This window comes from Tabrizicola sp. (assembly GCF_051645465.1).
Classification (GTDB): domain Bacteria; phylum Pseudomonadota; class Alphaproteobacteria; order Rhodobacterales; family Rhodobacteraceae; genus Tabrizicola.
Genome location: NZ_JBOFBI010000170.1, coordinates 18,394 through 35,101, shown reverse-complemented (window position 1 = coordinate 35,101; position 16,708 = coordinate 18,394). Strand labels below are relative to the sequence as shown.

15 protein-coding genes are annotated in these 16,708 nt (G+C 63.2%); 11 read left to right on the top strand and 4 right to left on the bottom strand.

Annotation, left to right across the window (positions count from 1 at the left end; all coding sequences use genetic code 11):
* Positions 1–481: 481 nt before the first annotated feature.
* Positions 482–1,438 carry an IS481 family transposase gene (locus ACRCSW_RS10885; protein ID WP_438704994.1) on the top strand — a complete coding sequence of 319 codons (957 nt, stop codon included), beginning with the start codon at positions 482–484 and terminating at the stop codon, positions 1,436–1,438.
* 262 nt (positions 1,439–1,700) lie between these two features.
* A complete protein-coding gene (locus ACRCSW_RS10880) occupies positions 1,701–3,434 on the top strand; it encodes a mucoidy inhibitor MuiA family protein (RefSeq protein WP_438704992.1) in 1,734 nt (577 codons plus the stop codon).
* Between the two features lie 55 nt (positions 3,435–3,489).
* Here the strand turns inward: ACRCSW_RS10880 and ACRCSW_RS10875 are convergent, their stop codons facing one another.
* Both ACRCSW_RS10875 and ACRCSW_RS10870 read right to left on the bottom strand, forming a co-directional pair.
* Complete coding sequence (locus tag ACRCSW_RS10875) at positions 3,490–4,815, bottom strand: alpha/beta hydrolase family protein (RefSeq protein WP_438704990.1); 1,326 nt, start codon at positions 4,813–4,815, stop codon at positions 3,490–3,492.
* Between the two features lie 184 nt (positions 4,816–4,999).
* The gene (locus ACRCSW_RS10870) at positions 5,000–5,416 is read right to left on the bottom strand and encodes a RidA family protein (protein WP_438704989.1); all 417 of its coding nucleotides are present in this window, start codon (positions 5,414–5,416) and stop codon (positions 5,000–5,002) included.
* 85 nt (positions 5,417–5,501) lie between these two features.
* Here ACRCSW_RS10870 and ACRCSW_RS10865 point away from each other — a divergent pair, with 85 nt between their 5' ends.
* On the top strand, positions 5,502–6,221 hold the full coding sequence (locus ACRCSW_RS10865) for a helix-turn-helix transcriptional regulator (protein ID WP_438705050.1): 720 nt from the start codon (positions 5,502–5,504) through the stop codon (positions 6,219–6,221).
* Positions 6,222–6,223: 2 nt separating this feature from the next.
* Here the strand turns inward: ACRCSW_RS10865 and ACRCSW_RS10860 are convergent, their stop codons facing one another.
* Positions 6,224–6,586 (bottom strand): cupin domain-containing protein, encoded by a 363-nt coding sequence (locus tag ACRCSW_RS10860; RefSeq protein ID WP_438704987.1) that lies wholly within the window; start codon positions 6,584–6,586, stop codon positions 6,224–6,226.
* A 110-nt stretch (positions 6,587–6,696) separates the two neighbouring features.
* Here ACRCSW_RS10860 and ACRCSW_RS10855 point away from each other — a divergent pair, with 110 nt between their 5' ends.
* The 8 genes from ACRCSW_RS10855 to ACRCSW_RS10820 all read left to right on the top strand — a co-directional run bounded on the left by ACRCSW_RS10855 (position 6,697) and on the right by ACRCSW_RS10820 (position 15,838).
* Positions 6,697–7,110, top strand: a complete 414-nt coding sequence (locus ACRCSW_RS10855; protein WP_438704985.1) for a universal stress protein — start codon at positions 6,697–6,699, stop codon at positions 7,108–7,110.
* A gap of 181 nt (positions 7,111–7,291) precedes the next feature.
* Entirely contained in the window at positions 7,292–8,635 is a 1,344-nt protein-coding gene (locus ACRCSW_RS10850) for an NAD(P)-binding domain-containing protein (protein ID WP_438704984.1), read from the top strand.
* A gap of 339 nt (positions 8,636–8,974) precedes the next feature.
* A complete protein-coding gene (locus tag ACRCSW_RS10845) occupies positions 8,975–10,807 on the top strand; it encodes an APC family permease (protein ID WP_438704982.1) in 1,833 nt (610 codons plus the stop codon).
* 156 nt (positions 10,808–10,963) lie between these two features.
* Positions 10,964–12,103 carry an aminomethyltransferase family protein gene (locus tag ACRCSW_RS10840; protein WP_438704980.1) on the top strand — a complete coding sequence of 380 codons (1,140 nt, stop codon included), beginning with the start codon at positions 10,964–10,966 and terminating at the stop codon, positions 12,101–12,103.
* 30 nt (positions 12,104–12,133) lie between these two features.
* Complete coding sequence (locus tag ACRCSW_RS10835; RefSeq protein ID WP_438704979.1) at positions 12,134–12,781, top strand: dimethylamine monooxygenase subunit DmmA family protein; 648 nt, start codon at positions 12,134–12,136, stop codon at positions 12,779–12,781.
* A complete protein-coding gene (locus tag ACRCSW_RS10830) occupies positions 12,778–13,737 on the top strand; it encodes a PDR/VanB family oxidoreductase (protein WP_438704978.1) in 960 nt (319 codons plus the stop codon). The genes ACRCSW_RS10835 and ACRCSW_RS10830 overlap by 4 nt, the downstream gene beginning before the upstream one ends.
* A 10-nt stretch (positions 13,738–13,747) precedes the next feature.
* The gene (locus tag ACRCSW_RS10825) at positions 13,748–14,818 is read left to right on the top strand and encodes a heme-dependent oxidative N-demethylase family protein (protein ID WP_438704976.1); all 1,071 of its coding nucleotides are present in this window, start codon (positions 13,748–13,750) and stop codon (positions 14,816–14,818) included.
* A gap of 9 nt (positions 14,819–14,827) precedes the next feature.
* Entirely contained in the window at positions 14,828–15,838 is a 1,011-nt protein-coding gene (locus ACRCSW_RS10820; protein WP_438704974.1) for a GlxA family transcriptional regulator, read from the top strand.
* Between the two features lies 1 nt (position 15,839).
* Here the strand turns inward: ACRCSW_RS10820 and ACRCSW_RS10815 are convergent, their stop codons facing one another.
* A complete protein-coding gene (locus ACRCSW_RS10815; RefSeq protein WP_438704972.1) occupies positions 15,840–16,697 on the bottom strand; it encodes an EamA family transporter in 858 nt (285 codons plus the stop codon).
* Positions 16,698–16,708 lie beyond the last annotated feature (11 nt).

Below are 16,708 nucleotides of genomic sequence, written 5' to 3'. Positions count from 1 at the left end.
TAGAGGTTGGTCGTCGTCCTCTCGCCAGAGCACTTCCAACTGGCGCTTGCTGCCCACGAAAGACAAGGCGTTGCGACGCAGGTCCGCATCGCCAAATGGATGATCGCCCAGACGCTGCACATGTCGAACCGCCTGGACGAGGCGCCAGCAATCCAAGAGCGCCTTGAAGCGGAGTGTGCGGCGGCTGGCGAGCCCGACCCCAATGTCTATCACGAGCTTAGAGCGGGATGCGGACTGGCAGAATCGGATTGTCGCACTTCTGTCCGCGCAGGATCGCTCGTCGATGACTTCGTCACTCCTCGCTGTGTTTCTCCGACGAGGAGACGAAGTCGAACGAGGAGGACTTCCAGGCGTGGCGCTGCCGCTGCAGGTTCCGCCAAGACTCATCCCGCTCTAGATGTGAGCTTTCATCAGGTTGTCCATTCGGGGCGGATCAGGGAGGCTGGAGTTACCACACATCCCGCCTTCAGGAGCGCTCCGAATGAACATCCACAAGAATGCCCGTCTTACCCCCTTTCGTCGAGAGGAGATGGCGCGGGGCGTCCTTTCCGGTGGGCTGTCCAAAGCCCAGGCTGCGCGGAATTTCGGGGTTTCGGCCAAGATCGTGAGCCGCTGGACGGCGCGTTATGCAGCCGAGGGACGGGATGGCATGCGGGACCGTTCCTCGCGACCCCAGCTGATCCCGGCCCAGACCGCAGAGGCGGTGGCGCAGCGCATCATCACGCACCGCCGCCAGCGCCTCTGCGGGCGGCACATCGCCGAGCTGACCGGCGTCTCGCCCGCCACCGTCAGTCGGGTGTTGCGCCGCGCCGGGTTGTCGCGGTTGAAGGACCTGGCCCCGCCTGGGCCGGTGGTGCGCTATACCTACAAGGAGCCCGGCGGCCTGATCCATCTCGACATCAAGAAGCTTGGGCGTTTTGAACGGGTTGGCCACCGCATCACAGGTGACCGGACAGGCCAGAGCAACAGCCGGGGCCTGGGCTGGGAATTTGTCCACATCGCCATCGACGACGCATCCCGCATCGCCGTGACCGGCATCCATCCCGACGAGAAGGCGGTCAGCGCCATCGCATGCCTGCGCGCCGCCTTGGCCTATTACGAAAGCCTGGGCATCACCGTGACCCGCGTCATGACCGACAACGGATCGTGCTACAAATCCTTCGCCTTCGCGGCCGCCTGCAAGGACCTGGGCCTGAAGCACATCCGCACCAAACCCTACACACCCAAGACAAACGGAAAGGCCGAAAGGTTCATCCAGACCGCCTTGCGCGAATGGGCCTATGCCCGCGCCCACGACACCTCGGACCAGCGCAAAGCCCACCTGCCGGAATGGACACACATATACAATTGGCACCGCCCGCACGGCAGCATAAACTCAAAGCCGCCGATCAGCCGCCTTGATCTTCCCATGGACAACCTCTGGAGGTTCCACATCTAGAGCGATCCCCACGCAGCTTGGCAATCATGCGGTGGCAGAGGACTATGGCCGTCGCGGGCAAGATATTTCCAAAGCCACGCCACAGAACCGATTGCGTGCCCCTCAGAAACACAAAGGGCAAAACTGAAGCGCGCAGGTCCCAAGCACGCCTCTCGGCTGGCAGGCAATTCCCTACCACCGCCAAACTACAAATCGCCTATCACACCAAGGGTTTCTGTGCAGACTGCGTCCCAGTATTGAACCCGAACCGATGAGGATCAAAATGCTAAGGACGTCCTGCTCTGCCATTGCCCTGCTCATTCTGACCGGCCCGACCTTCGCCGAAGACATCGATGCAACCAGCCAAGTCACGGCGGCGATCGTCTATCCGCAAGGTGCCCTCGTCACACGCAGCGTGCGCTTTTCGGCACCTGCAGGCGACAACCAGATCATCATCGACGACCTGCCGTTTGATTTCGACACGGCCAGCCTGCGCGTCGCCGGAGAGGGCAATGCCGCCTTCTCAATCGTCTCGGTCGATCACCGGATCGACCGCCTTCCGCCGGTTGCGGACGAGGACAACCCCCTGAAGACCCGCATCGAGGGCGAGATCGAGGCTCTGGAGGCCCAGCTGCGCGCCATCGAAACCGAGAACCGCCTGTTCCAGGCCGACATCGAAGCGGCGCAGACTCGTCAGCGTTTTGCCGGGATGCTGATGGCCCGTGAGCCGCAGATGATGGTCGACGATGTCGAATACCAGCGGGCAGGGCCCGAGACCTGGGTGCAAGCGATCGGCCTTCTGACCAGCGAAACGGGCGCTGCGCTGCGGACCATTGTCCTGACCGAAGAGAAGATCGCCACCAACCTGCGGAAGGCCGAAGACCTGCAGGAAGACCTTTACAAGAAACAGGAAGAGCTGAACGCAACCGTGCTGCCGCCGCCCGAACGCTCGATCGCGACTGTCGAGCTGACGTCGTCCGTCCCGATCGAGGGAACGTTGCAGATCACCTACCAGGTTGCGAATGCGGGCTGGGAGCCGGTCTATGACCTGCGCCTCGACCAAGGCGAAGCTGCCGTGCTTCTGGTCGAACGGCACGCCCGCGTCTCGCAGTACACCGGCGAGGATTGGTCTGATGTCGCGCTGATGCTGTCGACCGCCCGGCCATCCGGTCGGATGGATGCGCCTGAGCTGGGCTCGGTCCAGGCGGTTCTCTATGATCCCGGCAATGCCGCGACCTCTATGCTGGGTGATCTCGACAAGTTTCCCAACGCCATGGCGCCAGAGCCAGAAGCGCCGGCGGAGCTGAACGCCGCTCAAGAAGCGATCCTGGGCGGAGCCGACGCCGGGGGCGAAGTTTTCGGTGCCGGTCTGGTGAACGCTGTCGCCCAGCTGCAAGGCCAGACCGTGGTGTTCCAACTCCCCGCCGCCGCCGACGTTGCAGGTGATGGAACTGTCCGGCAGCTGGCCATTGACAGCGGTAAGCTCAAGGCCGGTCTGCTCGCCCGGGCGACCCCCGAATTTGACCCGAGCGCCTATCTTTATGCCGCCGTGACGAATTCCTTCAGCGGACCTTTGCTGCCAGGCCGTGCCTCGGTCTTCCGCGATGGCACCTTTGTCGGCGAAACCAACCTGCCCCTCGTCGTGGCTGGAAAAGAGGTCGTCCTGCCCTTCGGCGTATTGGACGGGCTCTCGGTCACCCGCCACGTTCTTGAAAAAACCGACGGCGATTTCGGTCTGATCGGCACCACCAACCAGCGGGTCGAACGGTTCAAACTTAGCGTCGAAAGCGTTCTGACCTACTCCATTCCGGTAACCCTCTACGACCGCATCCCCTTCAGCGAGCAGGAGGATCTGGAGATCACCACCTACGCCAATCCAGAACCCTCGGTCGTGGACCTTGAAGGCAAGCGCGGCGTGCGGAACTGGACCTTCGTATTGCCCGCAGGCGGCAAGCAGGTGGTCGAGTTCGGCTACGACATCCGCTGGCCGGGCGAGTCGGCGATGGTCGTGCAGTAACTTCCGGAAAGATCAGGGCGGCGGCCAATGGTCGCCGCCCTTGTGCTGCTCCGCCTTATGGTGCCGTGCGATGCTCCAGCCGAAGGCCGATTGCGCTGCGCAAGGGGAAGCCTGCCCAGTAGGTGTCGGCAGGCCCCGGAGTGCCCGCATCGTCGCGGTCGACCACGCCATCTTCGGCCAGCTCGACCAGGTTTAGATAGCGGTCCATGCCCGTGTCGGCTTTCAGCATCTTGCCGAAATAGGCCGTGACGAAGTGCTGGGAGATATTGTTCATCCGGACGTTGTCCCAGACCGCATCGGTGTAGTGCTCGGCGGGGATGAAATCCAGGCCCTCGGCAGGTTCCCATGCTTCGATCGGGGCGGGCATTGGGGCACCGGCGTTGTGGTTGGCTCCGATGAAGGTGAGGAGGTAGCGGTCGGTATTCACCGCCTCTTCAAAGATCGTGCGGGTACCGCCTTCGTAGAGCGACACGTCGTCCTTGTCGCCCGCGATGAACATGATCGGCGTGCGGATGTTGGCCAGCCCGGCCGCATCCCAGAAGTCGGTATTGCGGCCCCAAGGGGCAAAGGCCACCATCGCCTTGATGCGCGGATCGGGCAGCGCGCGTTGGGTTTCGGTGCCGTCCTGATGGACCTTGAGCGTCCCCGCTGGGGCGCCCCAGTCATAGGCGGTGCTCGCCTCGGTCACGCCGCCGCCCGCAAGGATCACCGCGCCATAGCCGCCCATCGAATAGCCGATCAGTCCGGTGTTCCCGGCATCCACCAAGCCGTTTAGGAACGATCCTTCGGTCTTGGACAGAGTGTCGATCTGGTTCAGGACGAAGAGCTGATCCAGCGGGCGGTTCACCAGCGTGCTGCCGAAGGCGAGCTGGTTGTCATAGGTACTGTCGGTATGGTCAATCGACACCGTGACATAGCCTTTGCTGGCCAGGTTCTCGCCCAGGTGAGCCATCAGGAACCGGTTCCCCGGATAGCCATGCGAGATCAGGATCAGGGGATAGGGGCCACCCGCCGCATCCGGCGAGGCATCGCGGACGGCCGCGCCGTATAGCGCGACGGTGCGCTTGCCGTCGCGGATGAGTACGTTTTCGTAGGCCTGCGGAGCCTCGGGCTTTGGCGCCGCCGCGGGATACCAGACCTCCAGCGTCAGCGGACGGTCATAGCGCGGCATCACGTCCGGTCCGGTGACGTTCACGATGTCCAGCTGATCGGGGTTCACCACCTCCAGCGTCTGGACGCCCACGGTGAATGGCCCCGGCTTCGCCAGCTCTGGTGCGTCCGAGCGCATGAGGTCGATGCGGTTGTCGTGGGATGCAAGGTCCTGCGCGAGCCCTGGCGTGGTCGTGGCCAAAAGCGTCGCCACCGCAAGTGATCTGATCATTCCGGGCTCCCTTGTTCTGTGGCATTGCCGTGCGTCCGATGAACGTAGCGCGCAATCAACCGCAGGGCGAACCAAATCGGGGGACCCGTTGCATTGGGTAGCGGAAGTCCCGGCACCTCCGGGGGGTTTTCCTTGTTGGACAGGCCGCCCGCCGCCACTGGCGTGTCGGCGGGCGGCTGGCCGTTCAGTCCAGAAGAACGACGGCCTCGACCTCGAAGAGCATGGGGTCGATGGCGAGCTTGGGGACCGGGACCAGTGTCTGCGCGGGCAGCGTCTTGCCGAACATCTGCATCACGTTCCGGGTCAGGACGCCGAGCTTCGACATGTCGTGGTCGACCACGAAGACCGTCAGTTTCACGACCTGCTCAGGCCGTGCACCAATAGCCTGGATGACGGCGGCGAGGTTGGCGTAGGCCTGCGCGACCTGGGCTCCGAAATCGGGCGAAAGGCCTCCGGTCTGGTCCTGCCCGCCCTGGCCGGAGATGAAGGCGAGCCGCCCGCCTGCCGGGGAGATGACGGCGGTGCTGTAGCCGTTCGGCGTGGGGTCGTGAAGGTGGGTCGGATTTACGATGGTGGGTGTTGCTTTGCCAGGGGACGTCATGTTCGCTCTCCGTGTTGAGTTGACCATGATCGGCCTAGAGTAAAACGGTGCCAGATTTTGGCATCAAATGTGCTACCTTGCGGAAATGAACCCGCGCCTCAGACATGACGCCATCGTGCGTATCCTTCGTCGCAACGGAACCTCGACGGTCAACGATCTGGCCGGGGAGGTGGGTGCTTCGAGACGAACGCTTTTGCGCGACATCGGGGCGCTGCGCGATCAGGGCTTTGTCATCCATTCGGAATGCGGGCGGGGCGGTGGGCTTCAGCTTGACCCGCAATCGCTGCAGACGAGCGCGCGGCTTTCCGTGACGGAGGTCTTTGCGCTGCTGATCAGCGTTGCGGCAATGCGGGCGGCGCGGTCGTTGCCGTTCTCTGACCTTGCCGATGCGGGGCTTGCCAAGATCGAGAAGTCGTTGCCCACCGACAAGGTGAGAGACCTTCGCCGCCTGCTTGACTGCCTGTACGTCGGGCAATTGTCGCCGAAGCAGGATATCTCGGACATGGGTTCGATGGATGAGGCGCTGCTGCCCAGCTTCGAGACGGCGTTTCTGCAGCAATTGTGCCTGCGGTTTCTGTACCGCGACGCGAAGGGCGCCGAAACGCGGCGCGAGGTTGAACCGCAGGCCATGCTGCTTTTGCCGCCGCTTTGGTATCTGGTGGCCTGGGATCCCGCCCGCGCCGGTTTCCGCCATTTCCGCATGGACCGGATCAGCCGGCCGGAGATTGTGGAAGGGGCGCAGTTCCGGCGGCGGCATGTGCCGTTTGAGGATGATGTCTGCCCCTACAGCGAGATGCCGCGCTAGACTTAGTCGACCGGGATTTCCGGTCCGGCGATGTGGACGGCCAGAAGGCAGCCGTTCGGGGAGTACGAATGGTGTTCGGTCCCGTCACGGTAGAACACCATATCCCCGGCCCGCAGCACTGTGCCGTCGCTTTCATGAAGCTCGCCCTCAAGGATCAGGAACTGCTCATGCCCGTTGTGGCGGTGGCCGCGGGTCGTCATGCCGGGGGGCATGCGGTAGACGTGGAAGCCGATGCCAAGCTCTTTCCCATCGTCAAGCTGCAGGATCGTGTCGCCAAGCATCTCGCCGTCGGGGTAGGCGAAGGGCTGGTAGGCGGCGTTGTGGATGTTGGCGATCTTGCGGTCCTTGGGGTCGATCGGCTGCATGGTGCGCTCCAGAGTTTACTGGTGGGTAAAATTTATTGACGCAGGTCAAGGCGTCCTTCCGCATTTGGTGATGTCGTGGCCCGGACGTCAACCAAGCCGAGGAGGATGTGATGACGAAGAAGATACTCTGCCCGACCGATGGATCGGACCATGCGATGGTCGGGGTGGTCAAGGCGGCAGAGCTGGCCAAGCTGACCGGGTCGCACCTCACGATCTGCGCGATCAACCTGGCGCTGGGAGGGGTGCGTGGGCCGCTGATCAACCAGTGGCCGGATGAGGAGGCCGAGGCGATCCTGAAGAAGGCGGAAGCCGAGGCCAAGGCGGCCGGAGCCAACGACGTGGGCACGGTGGCGGTGGTGTCGCGCACGGCGGGTCCGGCGATCATCGCTTATGCCGAGGAGATCGGGGCGGATCACATCGTGATGGGTACGGGTGACAAGCGCGGGGTGAAGCGGTTGGTGCTGGGCTCGGTCGCAGCCGAGGTCGCCGGACAGGCCGGGTGCACGGTGACGGTTGCGAGGTAGCACGCAATCCGCTTAAGTTTCGCGCAGAAGTTGTGCTTGAGGCCCCGGGGGCGCCTGCCTTCGGGGTCAGCTTTGTTTACCGACAGGAAGAAGATTTGACAGAGGCGCAACTATCCCTAAAGCTTGACCCGAAAACCAGCGCGGCAAGCGCGAAGAACACGCCAGCATCCGGAGGTTGAGAATGAACAAGAGAGTCGCGGTGATCGGGGCGGGGCCGTCGGGCCTGGCGCAACTGCGCGCGTTCCAGTCGGCCAAGGCCAAAGGGGCGGATATCCCCGAGATCGTGTGTTTCGAGAAGCAGGCGAACTGGGGCGGCCTTTGGAATTATACCTGGCGCACGGGCCTGGATGAATATGGTGAGCCGGTCCACTGCAGCATGTACCGCTATCTCTGGTCGAACGGGCCGAAGGAAGGGCTGGAGTTCGCCGACTATTCGTTCGAGGAGCATTTCGGCAAGCAGATCGCCAGTTATCCGCCGCGGGCCGTGCTGTTCGATTACATCGAGGGCCGGGTGAAGAAGGCGGGCGTGCGGGACTGGATCCGGTTTTCGACGACCGTCCGGATGGTGACCTACAACGAGGGCAAGGGCAACTTCACGGTCATGGTCCATGACCTGAAGGCCGACCGGATGTACAGCGAGGAGTTCGACAATGTGATTGTCGCCTCGGGCCATTTCTCGGTGCCGAATGTCCCGGAGTACCCCGGTTTCGACAAGTTCAACGGCCGCGTCCTGCATGCGCATGACTTCCGCGATGCGCGGGAGTTTTCGGGCAAGGACATCCTGATCATGGGGACGTCCTATTCGGCCGAGGATGTGGGCAGCCAGTGCTGGAAGTACGGCGCGAAGTCGGTCACCAGCACGTACCGCCGGGCGCCGATGGGGTTTGGCTGGCCCTCGAACTGGGAGGAGAAGCCGGGGCTTGTGCGGGTGGACGAGCATACGGCCTATTTCGGGGACGGGACGTCGAAGAAGATCGACGCGATCATCCTTTGCACCGGGTACAAGCACCACTTCCCGTTCCTGCCCGACGATCTGCGGCTGAAGACGGCGAACCGGCTGGCGACGGCGGACCTCTATAAAGGCGTCGCCTGGGTGCATAACCCGAAGCTCTTTTACCTGGGCATGCAGGACCAGTGGTTCACCTTCAACATGTTCGACGCGCAAGCCTGGTGGGTGCGTGACGCGATCATGGGGCGGATCGCGATCCCGGCGGACAAGGCGGTGCTGCTCAAGGATGTCGAGGACCGGGTGGCGCATGAGGATGCGGGGCAGGACGCGCATGACGCGATCCACTATCAGGGCGATTACGTGAAAGAGCTGATCGCCGAGACGGACTATCCGGACTTCGATGTCGATGGCGCCTGCCAGGCCTTCTACGACTGGAAGGACGACAAGAAGAAGGGGATCATGACTTTCCGCGACAACGCCTACAAGTCGGTGATCACCGGGACGATGGCGCCGGTCCACCACACGCCCTGGAAGGATGCGCTGGAGGATTCGATGGAGAGTTACCTCAAGAACTGACCTTCGTTGAGACGTGAACCGATGCGGCGCCCCGGACGGCGCCGCATTGTTTTTGGGCGGGATCACCCCGGCAAACCGTGATTTCTGGGAAACATACTTTCGTAAGGCTCAATTTTTTCTCGCCATGGATGTGCGCCCGTGCTTTTCTTTGGGACGTCAGGTCGCAGGGGACACCGGGTCTGACACTAAACTGCGGCGGACGAAGGAGAAGGCAGGAAGCCCGAGACAAGGAAGTTCGCACCACGTCCGCTGTGAAGACCAATCAAGGCGCAACGGAGAAAAGGGCAAGCCTCAAGTGCTGCCCAAGCGCCGTCTGCGCCGTCCAACAGGAGTGAGGGAATGACGACTGAAACTGGATCGGGCCAGATGGTCCGAGCGCTCAGCTGGAAGGGGGCCTTCTGGGTCGCCGCCGGCGTGCCGCCGCTGGTGCTTTTCTCGATTGGCGGGATCGCCGGGACGACGGGGAAACTGGCCTTCGCGGTCTGGATCATCTCGATGATCATGGGCTTTCTGCAAAGCTTCACCTATGCCGAAATGGCCGGGATGTTCGGCAATAAGTCGGGCGGGACCTCGGTTTATGGTGCTACGGCCTGGCTGCGCTATTCAAAGCTGATCGCGCCCTTGTCGGTGTGGTGCAACTGGTTCGCCTGGTCGCCGGTGCTGTCGCTGGGCTGCGTCATCGCAGCGGGCTATATCCTGAACGCGCTCTTCCCGATCCCGCTGGCCGACAGCCAGCCGGTGCTGGACTGGGTGACGGCGAACCTTGCCAACTATACGGCGCAGACCGAGTCTGTGGTGGCCTACATGGCCGAAAATGCTGGTACGACCGCCGAGGCTGCCATCCAGGCCGTTGCGACGGCTGATGGCGTGTCGGCGCTGACACCGGCCTTCCGCACATGGGAAGCCGGCACGCTTGTGATCCCAGGCCTCGGGACGTTGTACTTCAACTCGTACTTCGTGGTCGGCGTGGCCCTTATGCTGATTATCCTCTTGATCCAGGAACGCGGCATCGCCTCGACCGCAAGCGCCCAGAAGTGGCTGGCAATCATCGTGCTGGTGCCGCTTTTGCTGGTTGGCCTGGTCCCGATCCTGAACGGGTCGATCAACTGGATGAACGTGACGAACCTCGTGCCGCCAACGGCCGCCTATTCGGGCGTCGATGGCGAGTGGAACATCGGCGGCTGGACGCTGTTCCTCGGCGGCCTTTATATCGCTGCCTGGTCGACCTACGGCTTTGAAACCGCGGTCTGCTATACCCGTGAGCTGAAGGACCCGAAGACCGATACGTTCCGGGCGATCTTCTACTCGGGCCTCCTGTGCTGCCTGTTCTTCTTCCTCATCCCGTTCTCGTTCCAGGGCGTTCTTGGCACCGAGGGCATGCTGGCGGCGGGGATTGTCGACGGAACGGGCGTCGGCGAGGCGATGGGCAACATGATCGGCGGCGGGGCGGTGATCACCCAGATCTTCGTGATCCTGATGATCATGGCGCTGTTCCTGGCGATCATGACCGCGATGGCCGGATCGTCGCGCACGCTTTATCAGGGCTCGCGCGATGGCTGGCTGCCGAAGTACCTGGGCACGGTCAACGAACATGGCGCGCCACGCCGGGCGATGTGGACGGACTTTGCCTTCAACGTGTTCCTGCTGGCGCTCGCGTCGGACATCGGGGGCTACTTCTACGTGCTGGCGATTTCCAACGTCGGCTACATCCTGTTCAACTTCCTGAACCTGAATGCAGGCTGGATCCACCGGATCGACTCGGCGCATATGGAACGTCCGTGGAGGGCGCCATCGTGGCTGATCGGGGTGAACACGCTTCTGGCTTTCGTCAACATCCTGTTCCTTGGGGCGGGCGCGAAGGTCTGGGGCTATTCCGGTGCGCTTCTGTCGGGTCTGGTCTTTGCGGCGCTGATCGTCCCGGTGTTCTGGTTCCGCCACTATGTCCAGGACGGCGGCAAGTTCCCGAAAGAGGCCTACGACGACCTTGGCCTTGCCTACGGCGATCTTGGGCAGAAGAAGGCGGGCATGCTGCCTTACCTGACGCTGATTGCCGGTGCGTTGGTCGTGCTGATCGCGAACTGGTACTTCGTGCTGCCGGATACCGAACGCATGGCGTTTGGCGACTATCTTCTGCAGCCCCTGACCTGGTTCAGCAGCGCCCCTGCCGAGTGAGGCGCCGACAAGCATCCGGAAAGGCCGCCCGTCGAGGCGGCCTTTTCTTTGGGCAATTGTTTTCTGGCAAGAAAGATTGTTGCACTTGATTATTGCTTTCTGGCGGGAATCGCCTGACACTTGGCGCAAAAGAACAACCACTCAGGGAGAGTGCAGATGACCAATTCCTGGCGTTTTTCCGCGTTGATGGACCGCCACCGTGCGCTTGGGTCAAATCTGGAGGACTGGAGCGGGATGGGGACCGCCTGGTCCTACGCGAAGGGCGACCCGGATGCCGAGTACATGGCGATCCGCACCAAGGCGGGGCTGATGGACGTCTCGGGTCTGAAGAAGGTGCACATTACCGGGCCGGCGGCGTCGCATGTGATCGAACGGGCCACGACCCGGAACATGGAAAAGCTCATGCCGGGGCGGGCGATCTACGCCTGCATGCTGAATGACGCGGGCAAGTTCATCGACGACTGCCTGATCTACCGATTTGGGCCCAATTCCTTCACGGTGGTGCATGGCTCGGGTCAGGGGCACGAGCAGCTGACGATGGCGGCGACGGGGCGGGATGTATCGGTCCGCTTCGACGACAACCTGCACGACCTGTCGCTGCAGGGGCCGTTGGCGGTGCAGTATCTGGAAAAGCACATCCCCGGTGTCCGGGGGCTGCCCTACATGAGCCATATGCCGACGTCGCTGTTCGGGAAGCCCATTACCCTGTCGCGGACCGGGTACACGGGTGAGCGGGGGTATGAGATCTTCTGCCGGGGGCAGGATGCGGTGGAGATCTGGGACCGCATTCTGGCCGAGGGCAAGAAGATGGGGATCATCCCCTGCCGCTTCACTACGCTGGATATGCTGCGGACCGAGAGCTATCTATTGTTCTATCCTTTCGACAATTCCGAGATGTATCCGTTTGCGGATGAGGGGCCGGGGGACACGTTGTGGGAGCTCGGCCTCGACTTTACCGTGACGCCCGGCAAGGTGGGCTTCCGGGGGGCCGAGGAGCATTATCGGCTGAAGGGCCGCGAGCGGTTCAAGATCTGGGGGCTGAAGCTTGAGGGCAAGAAGGTGCCGGGCAACGGCGCGCCGGTCTTCAAGAAGGACAAGCAGGTGGGTCTGGTCACGCAAGCGATGTATTCGCCGCTGAACGACTGGACCGTGGCAATTGCGCGCCTGCCGGTCGATCTGGCGGTGAACGGGAAGAAGCTTGTCGTCAACTGCGCCACCCATGGCGAGATCAAGGCCGAGACGCATTCGCTGCCGTTCTACGACGTGGAGAAGAAGCGTCGTTCTGCGAAGGACTGACCGACTGGGGTCCGCTGCGAGGCGGGCCCATTGACCAAGGAACCGGAGCCCGTGAAGACCAACCTGACCCCAGTTGATGCCAAGTCGATCCGCAGTCGACCGGTCTACGCGCCCCTAGAGCCGCGGCCGGGCAAGCTGCATGTGATTGTGGCCGATGGTGAGGGGGCCGATGCGGTGATCGACATGCTGAAGAAAGCGAATGATCGTTCGCTTATCTTGGCGGCCGGGCATGTGATGTATTGTCCTGGGCCGACCGGTGTCGATCATGCTGCGGCGCTGGAGGGTCTGGGAGCGGCGCAGTTCTTCCGCGCCCCGACGATTCCCGCGCTGTTGCCGCGTCTGCAGCGGGTGCTGTCAGACACCCATATGGGGACCCAGTTCTACCTCGCGGGAAGCGAGGGTCTGATCGGCCAGGCCGAGCGCGACATCATGGCGACGGGGTTTCCCTTTGCGGCGATCCAGAAAGAGCATCGCGGGTCGACCCTTCGCCGGGTGCAGTGCGTACATTGCAAGGGGATCACCGAGAACGTGGCGACCGATCCGTTCAAGTGCAGCCATTGCGGGCTTAACCTCTTTGTCCGCGACCATTATTCCCGTCGTCTTGCGGCGTTCCAGGGGGTGAACATCGATGCGGAGGACCCGGGGCAGGTGCCGGAAAGCGTCGTGAGGTTCAAATGAGTGTCGCCAAGCTTTTGGTCCGCGTGGCAGAGGTCGTGCCGGTGAATGATCTGGTGACGCGGTTCCGTTTTGTGGCCCGTGACGGGTCCGAACTGCCGGCGTTTTCGGGCGGGGCACATACTGTGGTCGAGATGGATGACCATGGCACTCGCAGGATGAATCCTTATTCGCTTATGTCGGATCCCGAGGACCGGTCGGGCTACGAGATATCTGTCCGGCGCGACGATCAGGGTCGGGGTGGGTCGTTGTACATGCACCGCCACGTCAAGCCGGGGATGGAGATGGTGATCTCGCATCCGGTGAATCTGTTCCCATTGGACAACCGGGCGCGGAAGCATCTTATGCTCGCCGGGGGGATCGGGATTACTCCGTTCCTGGCGCAGATCGCGCAGCTGACGCATTTCGGGGGGCGGTTCGAGCTGCACTACTCGGCCCGGACCAAGGCCCTAGGGGCCTATATGGACCGCCTGACGGCGGCTCATCCGGACCGGGTGCACTGCTATTTCGACGATCAAGGGCAACAGATCGATCTTTCGCGCGTTCTGGCGATGCAGCCGATCGGCACGCATCTTTATGTCTGCGGTCCGAAGGGGATGATCAACTGGGTGCTCTCGACGGCAGAGACGATGGGCTGGCCGAAGCTCGCGCTGCATCATGAGGAGTTTCTGGCGCCTGGGACCGGCAAGCCCTTCACCGTGGAACTGGCGGTGTCGGGCAAGACGATCACAGTCGGGACGGCCCAATCGCTTCTGGAGGCGATCGAGGCGGCGGGCGTCGACGCGCCCTATCTGTGTCGGGGCGGGGCCTGCGGACAATGCGAAACGAATGTTCATGAATGCGATGGGACGATCCTGCATCGTGACCATTGGCTGAGCGACGAAGACCATGCGTCGGGCAAGAAGATCATGCCCTGCGTGAGCCGTTTCGAGGGCAAGACCCTCGTCCTTGACCGATAGGAGGGGACCCATGAGCCTTGATTTCAAGCCCGGCGCCTTCAGCGAGTTCTTCAAGGACGAGACGTTCCGGGGCGACTTCACCTACCGGAATTCTCCGCATTATATCAAACGCTTCCCGTTCCCTTTCGACCGTGACGACTACATGTACGCGGTCAACCTTGAGCCGCATGTTCCGGGCCGCAAGGGCAGCGTTTTCGAGAAGACCCTCGACGTCGACGAACACTACGTCGCCGAGATGATCGACCGGGCCAAGGTACTGGCCGAGGACCCGCTCCGCTGCCAGTCGCTGCCGCATATGACCCTGGCGGGCTGGGATACCCTGGAACTGATCATGGAGACCAAGGCGCGGGAGTATCCGGAGTGGTTTTCGCTGGAGAAGACCGGAAACCGCTGGCACTGGATCAACCGGCCGCTTGGTATCGACCATTCGTTCACATTCCTGGACGAATCGACGCTGCCCTATGGCCCGTTCGAGTACATCATGCGCCAGACCCAGGGCGACTGGACTTTGCAGGACGAACGTGACGGGACGCTCTGGATGGATGCAGGGATCGCCACCAGCCAGGCGGACTGGTCGGTCGATTTCGATATCGGGATGAATTTCCATGAGTGGCATGCGCCCGTGCCTTTGGCACACCCGAAGGGCATCTTCGACCGGGCGCTGAAGTTCCTTCTGAAGCTGCAGCACGGCGCGCCGGTCAGGCGCTTCAACTGGACGATGACGGTGAACCCGCTTCTGGATACCGCGCCCGAGACCTATCCGAAATGGGGGCCGGACCGCACGACGCTGACCCATGAAAACATGGGCCACAAGATGCACCTGCGGGTGGAGCTTCAGTCGCTGTACCGGCTGCCCCGGTCGAACGCGATTGCCTTCGATATCCGCTGCTATCTGGGCAAGTTCGAGGAGCTGGTCACGGTGCCGAAATGGGGCCGCCGCCTGCACCGGGTGGTGCGCGACATCCATCCCGATCTTGCCGCGTACAAGGGTTTCCTGCGCAATCGCGATGCGATGACCAAGTGGCTGTCGCAGTACGATGACGGCGCGGCCACCTCGCCCGGCTGGTGGCCGGATGACTGATCGGGCGGCATGATGGCTGGCGGCGGGCCGCTTCGGCTTGGGTTTCTGCTGTTCCCCGGCTTTCCGATGGCCTGCCTCACGTCCGCCATCGAGCCGCTGCGGGCGGCGAACGAGATCACCGGACGGCGCGAGTTTGTCTGGACGCTGGTGTCCGAAACTGCGGCGCCGGTGCGGTCGTCGGCCGAGATCGGGTTTGATCCGGACCTGACCTTGCAAGAGCTTGAGGGGGTGGATCAGCTTTACCTCCTCTCGCCGCCGCCGGCGGTCTTCGCCGACCCCCGCCGCAGCCCGGCGCGGCTGAGGTGGCTTGATCGGACGGGGGTGGTGTTGGGGGCGTTTTCAGGGGGGATTTTCCCGCTGGCGCGGGCAGGGCTGATGGAGGGGCGGCCCTGTTCGGTGCATTGGTGCTATGAGGCCGCGTTCAAGGCGGACTTCCCGGAAATCGAAGCGCGGGAAGTCACGATCCTGCGTGAAGGGCGGCGGATAACGGCGAGCGGAGCGGGCGCGGTGTTCGATCTGATGCTGCGGCTGATCGAGGAACGGCTGGGGCGCGACTGCATGACCGAGGTTGCCTGCTGGTTCCAGCATCCGTTCGTGCGGGACGCGGATGCGAGCCAGAAGGTTCCTGTCGCCCGGTCGGGGGGCACGACCGATACGCTGCCCATGGCCATCCGCGAGGCGATCCGGCTGTTCGAGACCCATGTCGAAGACCCGTTGCGCATCCCTGACGTCGCGGCGGCGGTGGGCCTTTCGGGGCGGCATTTCGAGCGGATGTTCAAGCGCGAGACGGGGCAGAGCCCGCTCCGCTACTACCACCATCTGCGGCTGATGAAGGCGCGGCAGCGGGTGCTGTACTCCAACGACCCCCTGCGCGAGATCGCGGCTTCGGTGGGCTACATGACGTCCAGCCCGATGATCCGGCATTATACCGAGTTCTTCGGGGTGAGCCCGAGGGATGAGCGCCGGTTGACGCAATCTGTGCGCGGGGCGGCGCCGGTGCGGGTGGAGGCGGCGGAGTAGGTCAGGCCTGCAGGGACAGCGCAGCGATGCCGGAAAAGACGGCGGCAATCCCCAGCCATTGCACGGGGCGGACCTGTTCCTTCAGGAACCAGGCGGCGAGCAGCACGGTAAGGACGCCGAAAAGCGATGACGTGACCGAGGCATACTCCGAGTGTGGCAGCCCGCCTGCGGCGGTTACCAGGCCAAGGGCCAGGGCGTCGATGACCCCCATCAGGACCAGGAGCCAGAGCAGCCCGCGCTGCGGTGCGATGGGTCCGCCGCGGGCGCTGGCCAGTGCCAGAACGACCGTCAGAGCAACAACGCGTCCGATGAGCATCACGGGCAATTCGGCGCCCTGGCGGGTCGCCTCTTGTCCCAGAGCAAAGGTCGCGGCGAAGCCTAAGCCGCTGAACCCCGCCCAGGCCAGGGCGACTGCGGGGGTGGTGGCGTAGCCCTCCGGGCTGTCGTCGCGCGCGGCGATGGCGACGATGGCGATGCCTGTGACGATGGCCGTGACGGCCAGCCAGTCGGCGGTGGTCACCGTGCGGCCCTGGGCGACGGCGATGGCCAGCGACAGCATCGGGTAGGCCCCGATGACGGGCGAGACGAGCCGCACCGGTGCGACGCTGAAGGCCTTGTAAAGCGCGCCGCCCGCAACGGCGTAGGCTAGGCCGTAGGCGACCGAGATGGCCACGGCCGAGGCGGTCATCACCGCCCAATCGCCGAAGATGAGCGCGATCGGTGCCAGGACCAATGCACCCGCGCCGAGGACCACGATCAGGATCGGCAGAAGGGCCGCGCCCTGGCTGACCTTCCGCGCCAGAAGGTCATGCACCGCCCAGATCAGCGCTGCCATCAGCCCGAAGCTTAGTGCCAGCATCTTGCCGCCTT